The following is a 17,290-nucleotide window of genomic DNA, read 5'->3' on the forward strand; positions in this document are numbered from 1 at the left end:
CACCACACTCATTTCATCTCGGCATTGAAGAAGTTGACTATCTGCCGGAACAGGTGATTGCGGGTGTTGCCCCCGTAGATGCTGTGATTGCGGTTGGTGTATATGTTTTCCTTGAAGTCCTTGTCTGCCTGCACGAGGGCCTCTGTGTACTCGGCAGTGTTCTGGAAATGCACATTGTCGTCGGCCAGCCCGTGGCAGATGAGCAACGCGCCGCTGAGCTTGTCGACCCGCGCCATTGGGTTCACCTCGTCATAGCCAGAAGGATTCTCTTTCGGGGTGCGCATGTAACGCTCCGAGTAAACCGTGTCGTAGTAGCGCCAGCTTGTGGGCGGGGCCACCGCCACGCCTGCACGGAACACCGGCCGCCCCTCGCTCATGCTCATGAGCGTGTTCCAGCCGCCGTAGCTCCAGCCCCATATGCCTATGCGGTTCTTGTCTACATAGGGCTGGCTGCCCAGCCACAATGCGGTCTCAACCTGGTCTTTGGCCTCGAGTTCGCCCAGGCGCAGGTAGGTGCATTTCTCAAACTCGGCACCACGGCCGCCCGTTCCGCGACCGTCGACGCACACTACGATATACCCCTGTTGCGCCATGTACTGCTCAAGCAAGGCCCCCTGGCCGCACATGCCAATGTTCCAGCTGTTGAGCACCTGCTGGTTGCCGGGGCCGCCATACTGATACATTATGACAGGATAGCGCCTTGAAGCGTCGAAACCTGCCGGCTTGACCATCCACCCGTTGAGTTTCACGCCCTCGGAGGTGGTAAACGAGAACAGCTCGCGTGTGCCGAGGTCGTAGGCGGCGAGCTTCTCCTTGAGCCCCTTGTTGTCTACCAGCGTTGAGAGCACCTTGCCGGAGTTGTTGTTAAGCGTATATACCACCGGGGTGTTTATGTCGCTCCATGTGTTGATGAAGTATTTGTAACCGGCGCTGAACGTAGCGCTGTTGTATCCCTCGCGGGCCGTGAGGCGCTCGGTCTTGCCATTCTGGTGGGCCACATACACCTGCTTGTCTTGCGGCCCGAGCTCGTTGGCGGCATAGTATACGTCGCCCGTGGCCTCGTCGTAGCCGTAGACATCGGTGACCTCATAATTGCCGCGGGTTACCCGGCGCTTGAGCTGGCCGCCGAGCGTGTAGAGGTAGAGGTGCATATGGCCGTCGCGGTCGCTGGGCATGAGTATATGCCTGTCTGTAATCTTTATGTTGGCCATGGCTTCCTCCTTGAAATACTTGTCAACCTTGTCTTGTATTACCAGCTGGCATACGGTGGAGAGAGGGTTGGCCATGTATATAGACAGGTTGTCTTGGTGGCGGTTCAGTGTGAATATGGCCACCTTCGTGGGGTCGCTCGTCATCTTTATGCGCGGAATGTAGCCGTCGGCATCGAGGGGCAACTGCATCTTGCGCGTCTGCCTCGACTTTATGTCGTAGCTGTAGACGGCCACCTTAGAGTTTTCGCCCCCTGCCATGGGATACTTATACGAATAGAACCCGGGATAATCGGCATATTCGTCCATAGACGGGTTTGAGCCCTTGAACATCTGCATTGAATACTCCTTGACAGCCGACTCGTCGTAACGGATCCAGCAAATCTGCTTGCTGTCGGCAGTGAACACCATGCTGCTGTTGGTGGCAAACTCCTCCTCGTTCACCCAGTCGGGTATTCCGTTTATCACTTCGTTGCGCTTGCCGTCCTTGGTCACCTGGCTCTCGGCATTGTCATAGAGCAACTTGACGAGGAAGATGTTGTTGTCTCGCACAAAGGCAATCTGGTTGCCGTCGGGCGAGAATATGGGAGTCTGCTGCGGCCCGCCGTCAGACAGGGGCACTACCGAGCTGTTGCCTAACGTGTAGATATAGTATTCTGCCGTGAACGAACGGCGGTAGATGCGTTTTGTATGCGTCTGGATGAGCATCCGCCTGCCGTCGGGGCTCATCACATATCCGTCTATGGAACCAATGTTGGCGCCCCTGACAACGTTGGCATCGAATATGACCCCAACCTGCTTGCCGGTCTTGAAAGAGTACTTGACGACCTGTTTGCCGTCTTTACTTATCTGCGCATACGTCTCACCGTCGGCCATTGGCTCGACGCGGGTAAGCGCCTCGCCTGCAAAGTCGCCGCCGGCCACAGCCTTAAGGTCGAGCCGCTCGCCGGCAAGCATGGCCGACGCCGCAAACAGCAACGTTGCACACAAAACTGCCATTCTTTTCATTTCTGAGTTTGGTTTATACTTAAATAATGGGCAAAGTTATACATTATTTTCGTAAATTTGCATTCCGATTGTTTTAAATAATATGAATAACCAGCTATATAACGACTACGGCACATGGATTCGCACGGTGTTTCCATACCGCGTGCAGAAGATTTCGGTAGACGCTGGCTTCTCGTGCCCCAACCGAGACGGGAGCATTGGCAGCGGTGGATGCACCTTCTGTGACAACAACACGTTCAACCCGCCATACTGCAACCCTGCCCACACCATAGCGGCACAGCTGGAAGCAGGCAAGGCTTTCTTTGCGCGCAAATACCCGGAAATGAGATACCTGGCTTATTTCCAGGCATATACCAACACTTACGCCCAGCCGTTGGAACGGCTGAAAAGGATGTACGACGAGGCGCTGTCGGTAGACGGGGTGGTTGGGCTGGTCATCGGCACGCGGCCCGACTGCGTGACCGGCAGCCTGCTCGACTATATGGGCGAGCTTGCCAGGCAGGTCTTTGTCACCGTTGAATACGGCATCGAGTCGGCCAACGACGCCACGCTGGCGGCCATAAACAGAGGCCACGACTTTGAATGCGCTCGACGGGCAGTGGCCGAAACGGCGGAAAGGGGCATCACCACCGGTGCCCACGTCATCTTGGGCCTGCCCGGCGAAGGACGCGAAGAAAGCCTGAGGCAGGCACCCATAGTCTCGTCGCTCGACATCGACGTGCTGAAGATACACCAACTGCAGATAATAAAAGGCACGAAGATGGCCGAAGAATATGCCCGCAAACCGTTTCACACCTACTCGGCCGAAGAATATATAGAACTGATAGCAAGTTATCTGCAAAGGATAAGGGCAGACCTGGTTGTCGAGAGGTTCACCTCGCAGTCGCCGCAAGGAATGGTCATCGCACCAAAATGGGGGCTGAAGAACCATGAGTTTGCCAACCTGCTTGTAAACTACATGCGGAAGAACGGCATAAGGCAGGGGCAACTCGCATGAAAGGGCAAGCGACAGCCACGGCCGACAAAGCGTAACGCCCGGCAACGGGGATGGCCGGCGGCCGACATAACAGCTGGCTGAAAAAGTCAGACGCGGCGTGGATTGAATGCAAAGCGGGCCGTTTCGGATGGCGAAACGGCCCGCTCTATAATTGATTGAGCTACAAACTATTGCAAATGATCAGTTGAAACAATGCGTCAGACTATCTTGGTGGCACAGCGAAAGCCCGGACACCACCCTACTTGGCTATCGAAGCATAGTCGTTGTTGCGCAACAACGTGGCAATGGTCTCGTTTTTGTGGCGCTTCATATACCTGTCTATCATGGCTACATACGAATTCTTGAATGTGCGCTTCGACGTGACCTTGTTGACCACCCACATTATCTTGCCCATGTGAATGTCGCAGTCTGACTGTGACATCTCCTTGTCGTGGGGCATCGGAAACTGGCTCAGTATGTAGAACATCATGCAGTCGGGCACAATCATCGAGCGCACCATCTGCTCGCGCTGCGACTTCGGGTAGTACTTGAGATAGAGCGGATAGTCGGCCCCGAGATATTTGTCGAGGCTTATGCCGAGCGTGTTGTTGCCCACGACGATGCTCTGGTCGAGTGCACCAATCTGCGAGTAAATCTGCGGCACGGCAATCTCGGGCACAGCCTTGCGCAGCCTGCCGAAAGCCTCGGTGAGCTCTTTGTTTATGTCATCCATGTTGGCATATTGCTGCTCTACCTCGTTAATCAGGCTCTGGAGAACAATATCCTGGTAAAACTTCAGGAACTTGGTGTTGATTTCGGGGTCGTTAACCCTGCCTATGCGCAGCACGTCCTCTATCAAGGCACGCGTCTGCATGGGATATTCCGTATTCAATTGCTGCAGTGCGGAAAAGTCGCCGGTGGTGAGATACAGGCTCTGGATGCGGTCATAACGCTCAACAACCACTTCATCCTCCGCACGGTCGCTGCCGTTCGGCTTTAGGTGCCACTCGCATCCCCACAAGGCGAGCAAGGCCAAAGCCAATATGTAATATACCTTACGCACTTAGATAAATAATATTTTGTATTGTTAACTACGATGCAAATATAGCAATAAATATTTTAAAAACCTAAAATTTAAGCTAAAACAATCGAAAATCCTTGAAAAAAAAGGCGTTTTAGTAAGCAAATCAGCCAAAAACGAATAATTTCTGCGTTATTTTAAGTAACTTTGTCGTGAAGGAACTAACTAATAGAACATTTCGACATGAAACGTAAATTTGTCACAATGGCATTCCTGGCAGCAACGCTGTCAATGGCGGCTGCACAGAAAACTATCAGCGTGAGCGTTGAGAACAGTTCAAAGACAGACCGCAAAGCCGCACCGGTGGTGATTCAGCTGGCACAATGCGGCATCGACGTAAAGTCGGCACTGGTAATGAATAACGGCACCGAGATACCCTCGCAGCTCGACGACCTTGACGGCGATGGCAAGTACGACGAGCTTTGCTTCCTGACAGACATAGGCAAGGCAAGCAAGCAGGCATTCAACGTGACGCTCGAAGACAACGGCACGCCACGCTCTTACGAACCGCAAGTGTATGCCGAAATGCTCATGACCAACAAAAAAATAAAAAGCAACAACAAGCAAGACCTTTACATAAGCAGCCTCACCGTGGACAACGGCACCAACCCGTACTGGATGCTGCATCACCACGGCCCGGCCTTTGAAAACGACATGGTGGCCTATAGGATATACTTCGACCACCGACAGACCGTTGACACTTACGGCAAATACCGCAAGGGCCTGGAGATAAAGCAAACGCAATTCTACCCGAGCAAGGAGCAGAAAGCTGCCGGCTTTGGCGACGACGTGCTGTGGGTGGGCGAGACATTCGGACTTGGGGCGTTGCGCGGATGGAACGGCAGCGCTCCGCAGATGCTCAAAGATGTTGACCACCGCACGCTGCGAATTGTCTCGCGCGGACCGCTGCGCACGATAGTGGAAGTGGTTGACGAGGGCTGGAACACGATGAACCCCGGCAAGGAAAAGATTGACATGACCACAAGGTATACGCTGTATGCCGGACGACGCGACTGCTTCGTAGACATAAAGTTTGACAGGCAGGTGGCAGACTACCAATTCGCAACGGGAATAATCAACGTGAAGAACTCGGTGGAACTGAGCGACAAGGACGGACTGCGCGGTTGCTGGGGCACCGACTGGCCTGTGTCGGAAAAAGACTCGGCCGGACACAAGCGCGAGACTGTTGGCCTCGGCATATCAATACCGGCCAAGAACATCGTAAAGGAACTGCCGGCCGACAAGGACAATTACCCATACGTGGTGGGCAACGCGACAGACGAGCTGCACTATAACATCACGTTCTGCTCTGACAACGAGAACTTTGGCTACCACAGCTCAAAGGAATGGTTTGACTACCTGAAGGCCTGGAAAGAGGAACTCAACGCCCCTGTAAAGGTGAGCTACTGACAATGGCTGCTGTTGCGGCCAAAGGAAAACCGGCACGAGCCGCAAACGCCCGTGCCGGTTTTTGCTTACCGGGTTCCGCCGGCAATCAACGTAAAACCTTCCTTGTACACCCTTATTAGGTCACAAATCGGAAAAACGGTGCTTGCCTCTCACATAATACTGCCACAGGATGGAGAAAGGACGGCGCTCGGGTATGTCTGACAAAACGCAACTGCTTTGTATCTTGCGCCTGTCGGCCTCGAAATCCGGTTTCCAGCGGGCAAAGGCACGCCTTGCCTTGCACACAGCCTTGAAGTCGCCCCAACTGTGCTTGAGCAGCAACATCTCGAAAGCTGCCAAATAGTCCAACGCCCACCGCATGCGCATTACGTGCCTCAATTCGCTGTCAGGAAGGCATTTGTACAGCATGGTGAGATTGTTGCGGAAATTTAGGAATGTCTTCATCGGGTTGCCCTTGGGCAGCGTTCCACCGCCAAGATGGAAGACATAGCTCTCGGGTATGCAGTATATCTTCCGGCCCAAAAGGCGCAATCGCCAGCACAGGTCTATCTCTTCGTTGTGGGCAAAAAAACGGCCGTCAAGGCCTCCGGCCTTCCAATAGTCGGCCGAACGCACCATCATGGCCGCTCCCGTTGCCCAGAATATCTCTTGGCGATAGTCGTACTGGCCGTCATCACGCTCAACCGTATCGAATATACGGCCACGGCAGAACGGGTAGCCGTATTTGTCGATGAACCCGCCGCAAGCTCCGGCATACTCAAAACAGTCGCCATCAATGACAGAAAGCAACTTGGGCTGGCATGCAGCCGCATCGCGATGGGTATCCATAAACTCGACAAGGGGCGTCAGCCAGTGGTGCGACACCTCTATGTCAGAATTGAGCAACAGGTAATACTCGGCCTCTATCTGGGCCAAGGCCTTGTTGTAGCCTTCGGCAAACCCCCAATTCTTGTCAAACTTGATTACCTTGCATTCGGGAAACTCGGCCGAAAGCATATCCAGCGAGCCGTCTGTCGAAGCATTGTCGGCTACATAAACGGTTGCATCACCACCTGAATACTTCATCACAGCAGGCAGGTAGCGCCGCATCATCGACGCCCCGTTCCAGTTTAATATAACGATTGCTATCTTGTCCATTTATAATAATGTGGCTTTTAATGAAGTATTGTCATGATTGAAATCGCCGAGCCTTACCTTTATCAACTGGTTGTCAAGCTCGGGCAAGGAGTCGTTGGGCGACAGCTCTACGCGTATGTAGTTGCGCGTAAAGCCATGCATGGCCCTGCCGCGCTTGGCTTTCTCGAAGAGCACCTCGGCCTCGCTGCCAACGAAACGCGAATAAAAGTCGTGGAACTTGCGGTCAGACAAATCAAGCAGCAAGCGACTCCTGCGCTTCTTCTCCGGCTCTTCAACCACATAAGGTATGCTGAGCGCCGACGTACCAGGCCGCTCTGAATATGGGAAGACGTGCAACTGCGACACATCAAGACCCGCAAGGAAGGCGTAGGTCTCGTCAAAGCATTCGGGCGTTTCGCCACGGCTTCCCACCATGACGTCAACTCCTATGAAGGCATGGGGCATGACCTCTTTTATACGTTTTATCTTTCCGGCAAACAGACTGCAGTCGTAATGCCTGTGCATTAACTTGAGCACAGTGTCGCTGCCGCTCTGCAACGGTATGTGGAAATGAGGCATGAACGAGCGGCTTTGGGCGCAATAGTCTATCAGTTCGTCGGTGAGCAGGTCGGGCTCGATGCTGCTTATGCGGTAGCGGTGTATTCCCTCTACCCCATCGAGGGCCTTGACCAGTCCGAGAAATGTCTCGCCGGTGGTCTTGCCAAAGTCGCCTATGTTCACTCCCGTTAGCACTATCTCCTTGCCACCGTCGGCCACCGCCTGCTCCGCCTGTCCGACAAGCGAAGCTATTGTTGGGTTTCGACTGAAGCCACGCGCATAAGGTATGGTGCAATAAGTGCAGAAATAATCGCAGCCATCCTGCACTTTCAGAAAATATCGTGTGCGATTGCCACGTGAACAACTGGGAGCAAAAGAGTTTATATCCTTTGTCTTGACTGAATAATGCTCGTGCAAATGACCGTCGGAAGCATTGCCAACAGCGCTCCAACGCTCGGAAAGGATGCTTATGAGGTTGGCTTTCTCGTTGGCACCAAGCACAAGGTCAACTCCATCCATCGCGCTGATGTGCTCGGGCTTCAGCTGGGCGTAACATCCCGTCACTACGACAAAAGCACCGGGGTTGGAGCGTATCATGCGATGAATGGCCTGACGGCACTTGTGGTCGGCAACCTCTGTAACAGAACAGGTGTTGACCAAGCAAAGGTCGGCCGTCTCGCCTTTAGCCGCTTCGCGCACTCCCATCTCCTGCAAAAGACGCGCAAAAGTAGACGTCTCTGAGAAGTTGAGCTTGCAGCCTAAGGTATAGTAAGCGGCTTTTTTGCCTTGAAAGGCTGATGAATCTATCATATATATACTATTGTTGCGTAAATATTAAACCCTACAAAGGTAAGCATTTTTTTGTAAAAGCACACAAATTGCACCGCCATTAATGCTCAACTACGCTTCAGAGCATATTTTAACACTTGATATCAAGCTGATTATCAATCACTTATAAAAATGTTACAAAAGAGGCATAAAAAAAGTACCAAAAAAAAGAACAACCTATCAAAAAAATATATACCTTTGCAACGTTTTAATAAACAAATGATTGTTTTACAGACTAAAAAAGCAAAGAAAATGAAAAAATTGGTATTTATGTTCGTAGCTGTTGCAGCTATTTCTTTCGCATCTTGCGGTAACAAGACAAACCAGGCTGCTCCCGTTGATTCTGACACAGTAGCAACCGTAGACACCGCAGCTATCGACACAACCGTTACTGACAGCGCTGCTGCTCCTGCTGCTGTTGATAGCACTGTTGCTGAGTAATCAGTTGTAACAACGAACAGAGAGAGAATTACCGCCGGACTTAGTCCGACGGTTTTTTGTTTTGCCCCTGCCGATGTGCGAACCCAACGACACATACACATAAGGCATGCCTGGCTTTGTTACGCAACAGTATGGATAACAATGGTGTTAGCGGCAAAACAAGGACAAGAAAAAGCCCTTCAAAACATTGCAAAAAGCCGGAAACGATTGCAAGAAGGCTGGAACAATGGCTCAACAGCTACAATCAATAGCAGTTGGAGAACCAAGACGCCGTAGTGTAAGCCCGAAACTTTAGGTATTATGTAAATGAAGCTATAGCATGACATTAATTGAGCTATAGCATGACATTAATTGGGCTGTAGCAGTATATGAACGAAGTTAAACTACTATATTAATGGAAATGGAGTAATATATAAACGGTGCTATACTACATACGGGCTGTAGCTGGAAATGAAAAAGGCGGCTCTGCCAGCAACAGAATGCCCGACAGAGTCGCCGTATGCGTAATAATGCGATGTTGAATTACTGTATTCCCTCCTCACGAAGTTTCTTCTGCCAGTTCCATGCCGACCTCAATGTGTCCTCAAGGCTTGTTTCTGCCTTCCATCCAAGCACTTTGTTTGCCTTTTCCGGATTGGCCCAAACCTTCTCAATGTCGCCGGCGCGCCTCGGTGCATACGCCCAATTCAACTTTACGCCCGTAGCCTTTTCGAACGCATCGATGATTTGCTTCGTGCTGACGCCGTGGCCTGTGCCCACGTTAAACACCTCGAGCTTGTCGCTGTCAGTGTCAAGCACACGCTCCATGGCCTTGACATGAGCCTTTGCCAGGTCGACCACATAGATATAATCGCGTATGCAAGTGCCGTCCGGAGTGTCGTAATCATTGCCGAACACCTTCAACTGCTCACGTATTCCGATGGCCGTCTGAGTTACATAAGGTATCAAGTTCATTGGAACTCCGTTGGGCATCTCACCGATGATTGACGACGGATGCGAACCGATGGGGTTGAAATAACGCAGCAGTATAGCCTTGATGTCAGCACCGCTGTTTATATAATCGCGTATGATTTCCTCGTTTATTTGCTTTGTATTGCCGTAAGGGCTCTCGGCCGGCTTTATCGGGGCATCCTCAGTAACGGGGAGGTTCTCGGGGTCGGGCTGTCCGTATACCGTGCAACTCGATGAAAAGATGATTCCCTTCACCCCATGCTTTGGCATGAGCTCAAGCAGATTGAGCAGGCTGACAATATTGTTACGATAATACAAAAGCGGCTTTTCCACACTCTCACCAACAGCCTTGCTTGCGGCAAAATGTATTATACCTTCGATGTCGGGGTATTTGGCAAAGACCTTGTCCATTGCGTCCATGTCACGGCAGTCCACTTGTTCGAAAGCCGGGCGCACGCCGGTAATTTTCTCAATACCGTCAATTACACTCGCCTGCGAATTTGACAGATTGTCAACGATGACCACCTTGTAACCCGCATTTTGCAATTCAACTGTGGTATGTGAACCGATAAAGCCAGTACCACCAGTAACCAAAATTGTCTGTTTCATATTTATCGTTGTTTGTTCTTACATTGCTTCTACAAAGATAATATAAATGTGAAAAAGAAAAGAGGCTGAAAGATAAAAAAAATATAATTTCACCTTTCAGTCTCTTTATATTCAGGCTGTGCGCCGGTCAGTCGATGCCGAACAGCACCCTCAGCCCCCCGTCAACACCGGAGAAGCCCATGAACGCAAGGCTCAGCAGTCCGGCAGTGACCAAAACGATGGCCATGCCGCGCATGCCGCGCGGGATGTTTACCAGCGCCAGCTGCTCGCGCATGCCGGCAAACACCGTCAGTGCCAGGCCAAAGCCCAATGCCGTAGAGAAGGCGTATACTACGCTCTGCAGCAGGTTGTAGTCTTTCTGTATCACAAGTATGGCAACTCCAAGCACTGCGCAGTTGGTTGTTATCAACGGCAGGAAGATGCCCAGGGCCTGATAAAGCGCCGGCGAGACCTTCTTCATGATGATTTCGACCATCTGGACAAGCGCCGCTATGACCAAAATGAACGCAATGGTCTGCAGATACTGTATGCCAAACGGATCAAGCACCCACTTCTGAACCAAGTAAGTGACGATGGTTGCCAACGTAAGCACAAAAGCCACGGCAGCCCCCATGCCCAACGCGGTGTCAATCTTCTTGGATACCCCGAGGAATGGACATATTCCCAGGAACTGCGACAACACAATGTTGTTCACAAATATGGCGGATATAAATATCAGTAAATACTCCATGGCTAAGCTTTTTTGAACTTATTGACAATTGCAATCAGAAATCCCAATGTGATGAATGCCCCCGGAGGCAGTACGAACAGAAGCACGTTGTATGTCTCCGGCAGCAAAACAACGCCGAACACCGAACCGGCCCCAAGCAATTCTCTCACCATGCCGAGCACGGTAAGGGCCAGCGTGAAGCCAAGCCCGATGCCAATTCCGTCGAAAAGGCTGGCCACAGGCCCGTTCTTGCAGGCAAAGGCCTCTGCACGCCCCAGGATGATGCAGTTGACGACAATCAGCGGGATGTAAATTCCCAGCGACTTGTTTATGGAAGGCAGGTAAGCCTCGAGACACATCTGCAATATCGTCACAAACGAAGCGATGACGACAACGAACACCGGAATCCTGACCATGTCGGGGGTAAGGCTCTTGATGAGAGATATCGCCAGGTTTGAACATATCAGCACAAACATCGTGGCCAGACCCATCGACATGCCGTTGACTGCCGATGTCGTGGTAGCCAACGTTGGGCACATGCCAAGAAGCAACACGAACGTTGGGTTCTCCTTGACAATACCATTCATTAATATCTTAAAACAATTCATATATCGTTCGGTTTAATCTGTTATAATACAATGCCCCTAACGTCACTCTTCGCCGGAATGCGCACGCTTCGAGGCACCACTTGAAGCATCGGCATCCTGTCCGGCATATACGGCATAAGCCTGGTTGACTGCCTTGAGGAATGCCCTTGTAGTGATGGTTGACGCAGTGATGGCGTCAACATCGCCCCCGTCTTTGTCGACAACAAGCGGCTTGCCGTCGGAAAGGTCGCGCCCAATGATGTTTCCCTTGCCGTCTTTCTGGAACCACTTGTCGGCCTTGGCCCCAAGCCCCGGTGTCTCGGAATGCTGCAACACGGTGTAGCCGAGCACCTTGCCCTCGGCATCAAACCCAACAAGCAACTTCAGGTCGCCGCCGAAGCCCATGCTTGAGCTTTCCACGGCAGCTCCGATGAACTTGCCGGTGGCATCACTCACCTTGTGCAAGACAAACTCGCAATCCTTGCCGTCGACATTCTCGGTGATGGTGTCTTTCTCTGTCACCGTGATGTCATCGACCCCCATTACGCTCTTGATGCCCTCGGCGAGCACGAGCTCCTTTTGTACCCTTATTGGCTCGGCGGTGAAATTGTTGACCCAAGCCAGAAGCCCGCCGGTAATTACCGCCACAGCGACGAGCACGACAACCATGTTTGTAAGCGATGACTCTAACTTCTTCATTTCTGCAATACCTCCCCAAAGCGTTTTGGTTTCACATAAGTATTTATTAGCGGAGTGAATGCGTTCATAATAAGTATGGCAAACGACATTCCCTCGGGGTAACTGCCCCAATTGCGAATAAGGACGGTAAGAAGGCCTATGGCAACGCCGTAGATTAGCTGGCCCTTGTGCGTCATGGGCGATGTCACATAGTCGGTGGCCATGAATATGGCGCCGAGCATGAGTCCGCCGCTGAGCACCACGGCCACGGGGTCGGCATAAACGGGATTGGCCAGGTGCAGCAACCCGCTAACCACGAACACGGTGGCTATGATGCTTACCGGGATGTGCCATGTTATTATCTTCTTCCAAAGCATGTACACCAGGCCGATGATGAGCGCAAGGGCGCACACCTCGCCAATGGTGCCGGCTCCGCCCATGGCGTTGTTGCCGAGCAACAGGTGGAGCGAGTCTGGAAGGTCGTTGAGCACCGACGCATCGCCGGTCTTTATCGCTGTCTTCATCAGGCTGAGCGGCGTGGCGCCTGTCTCTGCGTCGAGGTAGCTACCGAGCTGCCCCACCACCGGCCAAGACGTCATCTGCGCCGGGAAACTGACCAGCAGGAAGCAACGCCCTACCAGAGCCGGGTTGAACACATTGCATCCCAGTCCGCCGAATGTCATCTTTGCCACCCCTATCGCCACGAGTGCCCCCAGCACTATTATCCACACGGGAAGGTTTGACGGAAGGTTGAAGCCAAGCAGCAAGCCCGTCAGGATGGCCGACCCATCGCATACGGTCAGCCTGTCGCTCTTCAGCACAAACCTGTTGATGAGCCATTCGAAGAAAACGCATGACACTACGCTTGCCGCGCACACCACCAATGAGCCTATCCCGAAGTAAAAGAACGACACTATCAGGGCAGGCAGCAATGCTATTATCACGCCATACATATTGCGCTCCACGCTATCCGTGCCATGCGCATGTGGAGACAAAGATACTATTAACTTACCCATTTTTGTTTACTTTTTAGCATTACGGGCCCTAATGATGCCCATTACTTTTGACTTTCCGAAGCGTATGTTGTCCAATATCGGCCTGTGCGACGGACATGTATACTGGCATGAGCCACACTCTATGCACGAAGTGATGCACTCGGCCTCCACCTTGTCCCACATCTGCTTTGCCGAAGCCGTTGCCAGCAAATATGGCTCCAGCCCCATGGGGCACACGCTCACGCACTTTGCGCACCTAATGCACGGGTCGGCGGGCTTGCGCCTGGCCTCGCTGTCACTTATCACAGTCACGCTGTTCGTACCCTTGCACACGGGCACGTCAACCGAAGTCAGCGCCTTGCCCATCATCGGGCCGCCGGCCAAAAGCTTGTTGTCGCCCTCAGGCATGCCGCCGCAAAGGTCGATGAGCTCTCTCATCGGGGTCCCCATGCGCACGAGGAAATTGCCCGGGTGGGCCAGGCGCTTGCCCGTGACGGTGGTGTAGCGCTCGAACAGCGGCTTGTGCTTCATCACTGCCTGGTATACGGCGAACGCCGTTCCGACGTTTTGCACTATTGCGCCGACATTGACAGGTATGGCGGGCGGGGCCGGAACCTGGCGGCGTATTACGGCGTCGACAAGCTGCTTCTCGCCTCCCTGCGGATAGCGCTGCTTCAACGGGACAACCTCGATGCGTGGGTCGGCTTTCACTTTCTCTGTCAGCAGGGCTATGGCCTTGGGCTTGTTCACCTCTATGCCTATGTATCCCCGGTCTACCTTGGCCGCCTTCATGAGCAGTTGCAAGCCCACGACAATCTCGTCGGCGTGCTCCATCATCAGGCGGTAGTCTGACGTGATGTATGGTTCGCACTCTACAGCGTTGATTATTACGCATTCGGCCTTTGCCGTCGGCGGCGGGCACAGCTTGACAAACGTTGGAAAGCCGGCTCCGCCCATGCCGGTCACGCCGGCCGCTTTAACGCTCTCCACAATGCCCTCCGGCGTCAGTTCGGGGTGGGCCTCAACGGTCTCGAGCTTGTCGGAGCGGTCTATGCCCTCTTCCCACTCGTCGCCTTCTACGTTGACAATTATCACGGGGGTACGGTAGCCGGTGGCGTCGACAGCAGCGTCAATCTTGACCACCGTGCCCGAAACCGACGAGAATATCGGTGCCGACACAAAACCGCCGGCCTCGGCTATCATCGTTCCCACCTTCACCCGGTCGCCTTTCTTCACCACGGGCTTGGCCGGAGCGCCGATATGCTGCGACAATGGGAATATGGCTTGCTTTGGCAGGGGGGCCGCAACGGTCTCGACCTCGTGTGTCAGCTTGTTTTCTTCCGGATGGATTCCACCTATCCTAAATGTCCTTATTATGTTCATTGCTTTGCCTCTCCTTCGTTTACAGGTTCCACATTGGCCGCGCCGACGCTGGCGGCAGGCTGGGTTGCCGGCTTCGGGGCGGGGAAATTCACCGACACGATGGCGTGGGTCGGGCATGCCTTCTCGCACTTCCTGCACAGGCGGCACTTGGCCGGGTCGATGTATGCCACGTTGTTTGCCACTGTGATGGCATCAAACTGGCACTCCTTCTGGCATTTTCCGCAACCTATGCAGGCTGCCTTGCACGCCTTCATGGCCACCGGCCCTTTGTCGCGGTTGACGCAGCTCACATAAATGCGCCTGCCCTTTGGGCCTTTCTTGCGCAACTCGATGATGCCCCGCGGACAGGCTTTCACGCATGCCCCGCACGAGGTACACTTGTCTTCGTCGACCTCGGCGATGCCTGTCTCGGGATTGACCGAGATGGCGCCAAACTGGCACGCAGCCACGCAATCGCCGCAACCGAGGCAGCCATAGCCGCAAGCCGTCTCGCCGGCACCGCACGCGTGCATGGCGGCGCACGTGCGCAAGCCCGAATACTCGGCTATGCGCGGACGGTTGGCGCACGTGCCGTTACACCTCACAACGGCAACCATGGGTTCGGTGTTGACAACGGCCATGCCCAAGAGGTCGGCCACCTTTCCCATCACTTCCTGCCCACCGACAGGGCAAAACAAGCCTTCGATGCTCCCGGCATCGGCACCCTTGACCAAGGCGTCGGCCAGGCCGGCGCAACCGGCGAAACCGCAACCGCCGCAATTGGCTTGCGGCAAGAGCTCGGCAACCTCGCCTATGCGGGCGTCTTCCTTCACGGCGAACTTCTTGGAACACACATACAGGACGGTGGACGACACCAGCCCGATGGCACCAAGAGCTATTACCGCGACCAAAACAAGATCCATAATAAATTGTTTGTTTTAAGTTATAATTTAATCTTTCTCTATGCGAAACGTCATCTTGCTGCGCATCCTGCCACGCAGGAAGTAAAGCACAAGATAATAAGGTGCCAGCGCTGCCATGCCCGATAGGGCCCCGACGGTCTCGTCGGAAGTGGCCGCCACCACCGCAAAGAGCACGGCCACCAATATAATGAAAGGCACCCCAAACGCCCACAGCAACGCCTTGAAGGCCACCTCGCGCGAGGCTGTCACCACCACGTGGTCGCCAACTTTAACAGTTGCGGCATAGGCCGTGCCGTAGACATCTATCACTTTCTCCTTGCTCTCCGATGCGTTGCAATATCCGGCCACCTTGCACGATGCGCAAGCTGAGGTCTGGAGTATGCGCACCCTGACGCAATCATCGCCAACCGAGTCTACTATACCAGAATGCCTGATGCTGTCTGTCATGTTATTCATACGCCGGAGGAAATGCAAACCCGACTTTACATTATGCAAAGGTAGCATTATCTTTCGAAAACGCAAATAAAAACAACAACATTTTTCAAAAAACATTCGCAATCGTTTGCGGCTCTTCAAAATATTTTATACTTTTGTATCGCTGTGGATATAAAGCCAAATGAACATAAGGACTATAGATATGAAAGCAACAGAACAAGCACTGCAACAAATCGAGCGCACAATAAAGAAAGTCGCCGACAAGTTTCCGCCAACCGTAGAGGCCACCCTCATGACCGACATACACTTCAGGGCAAACCAGGAGACGGGTGAGCTTGTGGCCTTCGACGACAATGACAAGGAAATAACGCGAACGGTAATCGAGCCGTGGATAAACAATGTTGACGACGATTTCTACGAATCGATAACATCGACAATGCGCAAGTCGCTCGAAAAGCTGAGGTCTACGATAGAGGGGATGTCGCTGATAAAGCCGTTCTCGTTTGTGCTCGAAGACGAAGACAAGGAGGCGGTGGCCGAACTGTACATCGTCGACGGCGACACGGTGATAATAGACCCCGACATGATGCCCGACCTCGACAAAGACCTCGACGACTTCCTCAAGAAGCTGCTCGACGAGAAATGACCGGCGCGGCCCTTGCCCATGGCCCTGGCGGGGCCACCGGGCTAAGCCTCCTCGCCGTAAATCCTGTCGAACACTGCGCGCAGCCTGACCGGGTCAGCCAGGCATGAGCGCACCTCGTTGAGCTTGCGCTCATTGTCAGACCCCGGTATCCACAGCTTCATGTAGCCGTGCGACGAATACTTGTTGTCGAGGTGCTCGCGGAACCGTTGCCACTGCCGCTCCTTGTCCAGTTGCGGGTAATTGGACAGGCCAAACTGTATGGTGCGCCTGAAAACGGTGTCGGGCTCCAAGTCACGGTCGGCCTCGGCCACTATCTTGCCGTAGATGCTGCGCGGCGAGTGTGAGGCCGAAGCCCTATGGTCCTCAACAGCCTCTTTCATTATCTTTATCTGCTCGGGCGAGAACCACCGCCTGAGCCGCATGTCGCGCGCCAGTATCTTGCCGCCGGTGATATGGTGGACGGCCCTCGGGCCCGACATGCCTATATCGTGGTATGCGGCCACGACATAAGCCATGTCGATGTTAGCGCCCACCGACGAGGCCAGTTCCAGCGAACGCTTTATCACCCTGTTCACATGCGCAAGGCCGTGGGCCTTGTCAAAGTCGGCGTATGCCGGTAGTATGCTCGTCTCGATGAATTCGACCAAGTCAAGGCTTGCAGTGTTGCCAATCATAATAACGATACCTATTTTCTTGCCGGCGGCCCGGGCGGAAAAACGCCCCTGCCAACTGCCGCCGGTCGTTTTTTGTGGAATATTTTTGCAAATAT

At 53.3% G+C, this 17,290-nt stretch carries 17 protein-coding genes; 4 read left to right on the forward strand and 13 right to left on the reverse strand.

What is annotated here, in order from left to right:
* Nucleotides 1-8: 8 nt before the first annotated feature.
* Nucleotides 9-2,216: a S9 family peptidase gene (locus H6B30_RS10100; protein ID WP_205110208.1), complete on the reverse strand. Its 2,208-nt coding sequence runs from the start codon at nt 2,214-2,216 to the stop codon at nt 9-11.
* Between the two features lie 82 nt (nt 2,217-2,298).
* On the opposite strand from H6B30_RS10100, the gene mnmL reads away from it, so the two are divergent.
* Nucleotides 2,299-3,213 carry a tRNA modification radical SAM protein MnmL/YtqA gene (gene mnmL / locus H6B30_RS10105; protein ID WP_205110209.1) on the forward strand — a complete coding sequence of 305 codons (915 nt, stop codon included), beginning with the start codon at nt 2,299-2,301 and terminating at the stop codon, nt 3,211-3,213.
* 238 nt (nt 3,214-3,451) lie between these two features.
* On the opposite strand, the gene H6B30_RS10110 is transcribed toward mnmL, so the two are convergent.
* Nucleotides 3,452-4,255 (reverse strand): gliding motility protein GldB-related protein, encoded by an 804-nt coding sequence (locus H6B30_RS10110; protein WP_205110211.1) that lies wholly within the window; start codon nt 4,253-4,255, stop codon nt 3,452-3,454.
* A 201-nt stretch (nt 4,256-4,456) separates the two neighbouring features.
* On the opposite strand from H6B30_RS10110, the gene H6B30_RS10115 reads away from it, so the two are divergent.
* Nucleotides 4,457-5,683, forward strand: coding sequence for a DUF4861 domain-containing protein (locus tag H6B30_RS10115; RefSeq protein WP_205110213.1), 1,227 nt, complete (start codon nt 4,457-4,459; stop codon nt 5,681-5,683).
* 120 nt (nt 5,684-5,803) lie between these two features.
* On the opposite strand, the gene H6B30_RS10120 is transcribed toward H6B30_RS10115, so the two are convergent.
* Both H6B30_RS10120 and mtaB read right to left on the reverse strand, forming a co-directional pair.
* Complete coding sequence (locus H6B30_RS10120) at nt 5,804-6,820, reverse strand: glycosyltransferase family 2 protein (RefSeq protein WP_205110214.1); 1,017 nt, start codon at nt 6,818-6,820, stop codon at nt 5,804-5,806.
* The gene (gene mtaB / locus H6B30_RS10125) at nt 6,821-8,167 is read right to left on the reverse strand and encodes a tRNA (N(6)-L-threonylcarbamoyladenosine(37)-C(2))-methylthiotransferase MtaB (protein ID WP_205110216.1); all 1,347 of its coding nucleotides are present in this window, start codon (nt 8,165-8,167) and stop codon (nt 6,821-6,823) included.
* 150 nt (nt 8,168-8,317) lie between these two features.
* Between mtaB and H6B30_RS16360 the strand changes: the two genes are divergently transcribed.
* Complete coding sequence (locus tag H6B30_RS16360; RefSeq protein WP_239483868.1) at nt 8,318-8,626, forward strand: PG1828 family lipoprotein; 309 nt, start codon at nt 8,318-8,320, stop codon at nt 8,624-8,626.
* Nucleotides 8,627-9,148: 522 nt separating this feature from the next.
* On the opposite strand, the gene galE is transcribed toward H6B30_RS16360, so the two are convergent.
* From galE to H6B30_RS10170, 8 genes are all read right to left on the reverse strand, one after another.
* Complete coding sequence (gene galE / locus H6B30_RS10135) at nt 9,149-10,186, reverse strand: UDP-glucose 4-epimerase GalE (protein WP_205110218.1); 1,038 nt, start codon at nt 10,184-10,186, stop codon at nt 9,149-9,151.
* A 127-nt stretch (nt 10,187-10,313) separates the two neighbouring features.
* Nucleotides 10,314-10,916, reverse strand: coding sequence for an electron transport complex subunit RsxA (rsxA, locus tag H6B30_RS10140; protein WP_205110220.1), 603 nt, complete (start codon nt 10,914-10,916; stop codon nt 10,314-10,316).
* A gap of 2 nt (nt 10,917-10,918) precedes the next feature.
* Nucleotides 10,919-11,503, reverse strand: a complete 585-nt coding sequence (gene rsxE, locus H6B30_RS10145) for an electron transport complex subunit RsxE (RefSeq protein WP_205110222.1) — start codon at nt 11,501-11,503, stop codon at nt 10,919-10,921.
* A gap of 42 nt (nt 11,504-11,545) precedes the next feature.
* Nucleotides 11,546-12,181, reverse strand: coding sequence for an RnfABCDGE type electron transport complex subunit G (locus tag H6B30_RS10150; RefSeq protein WP_205110224.1), 636 nt, complete (start codon nt 12,179-12,181; stop codon nt 11,546-11,548).
* On the reverse strand, nt 12,178-13,176 hold the full coding sequence (locus H6B30_RS10155; protein ID WP_205110226.1) for an RnfABCDGE type electron transport complex subunit D: 999 nt from the start codon (nt 13,174-13,176) through the stop codon (nt 12,178-12,180). The genes H6B30_RS10150 and H6B30_RS10155 overlap by 4 nt, the downstream gene beginning before the upstream one ends.
* Nucleotides 13,177-13,182: 6 nt before the next feature.
* The gene (gene rsxC, locus H6B30_RS10160) at nt 13,183-14,529 is read right to left on the reverse strand and encodes an electron transport complex subunit RsxC (protein ID WP_205110330.1); all 1,347 of its coding nucleotides are present in this window, start codon (nt 14,527-14,529) and stop codon (nt 13,183-13,185) included.
* Between the two features lie 5 nt (nt 14,530-14,534).
* Complete coding sequence (locus H6B30_RS10165; protein WP_205110228.1) at nt 14,535-15,440, reverse strand: Fe-S cluster domain-containing protein; 906 nt, start codon at nt 15,438-15,440, stop codon at nt 14,535-14,537.
* A 27-nt stretch (nt 15,441-15,467) separates the two neighbouring features.
* On the reverse strand, nt 15,468-15,896 hold the full coding sequence (locus H6B30_RS10170) for a SoxR reducing system RseC family protein (protein ID WP_205110230.1): 429 nt from the start codon (nt 15,894-15,896) through the stop codon (nt 15,468-15,470).
* A gap of 181 nt (nt 15,897-16,077) precedes the next feature.
* Here H6B30_RS10170 and H6B30_RS10175 point away from each other — a divergent pair, with 181 nt between their 5' ends.
* Nucleotides 16,078-16,521 carry a hypothetical protein gene (locus H6B30_RS10175; protein WP_205110232.1) on the forward strand — a complete coding sequence of 148 codons (444 nt, stop codon included), beginning with the start codon at nt 16,078-16,080 and terminating at the stop codon, nt 16,519-16,521.
* Between the two features lie 41 nt (nt 16,522-16,562).
* Here the strand turns inward: H6B30_RS10175 and H6B30_RS10180 are convergent, their stop codons facing one another.
* On the reverse strand, nt 16,563-17,195 hold the full coding sequence (locus H6B30_RS10180) for an HD domain-containing protein (protein ID WP_205110234.1): 633 nt from the start codon (nt 17,193-17,195) through the stop codon (nt 16,563-16,565).
* Between the last annotated feature and the right edge of the window lie 95 nt (nt 17,196-17,290).

This window comes from Marseilla massiliensis, assembly GCF_016899955.1.
Lineage (GTDB): Bacteria > Bacteroidota > Bacteroidia > Bacteroidales > Bacteroidaceae > Prevotella > Prevotella intestinigallinarum.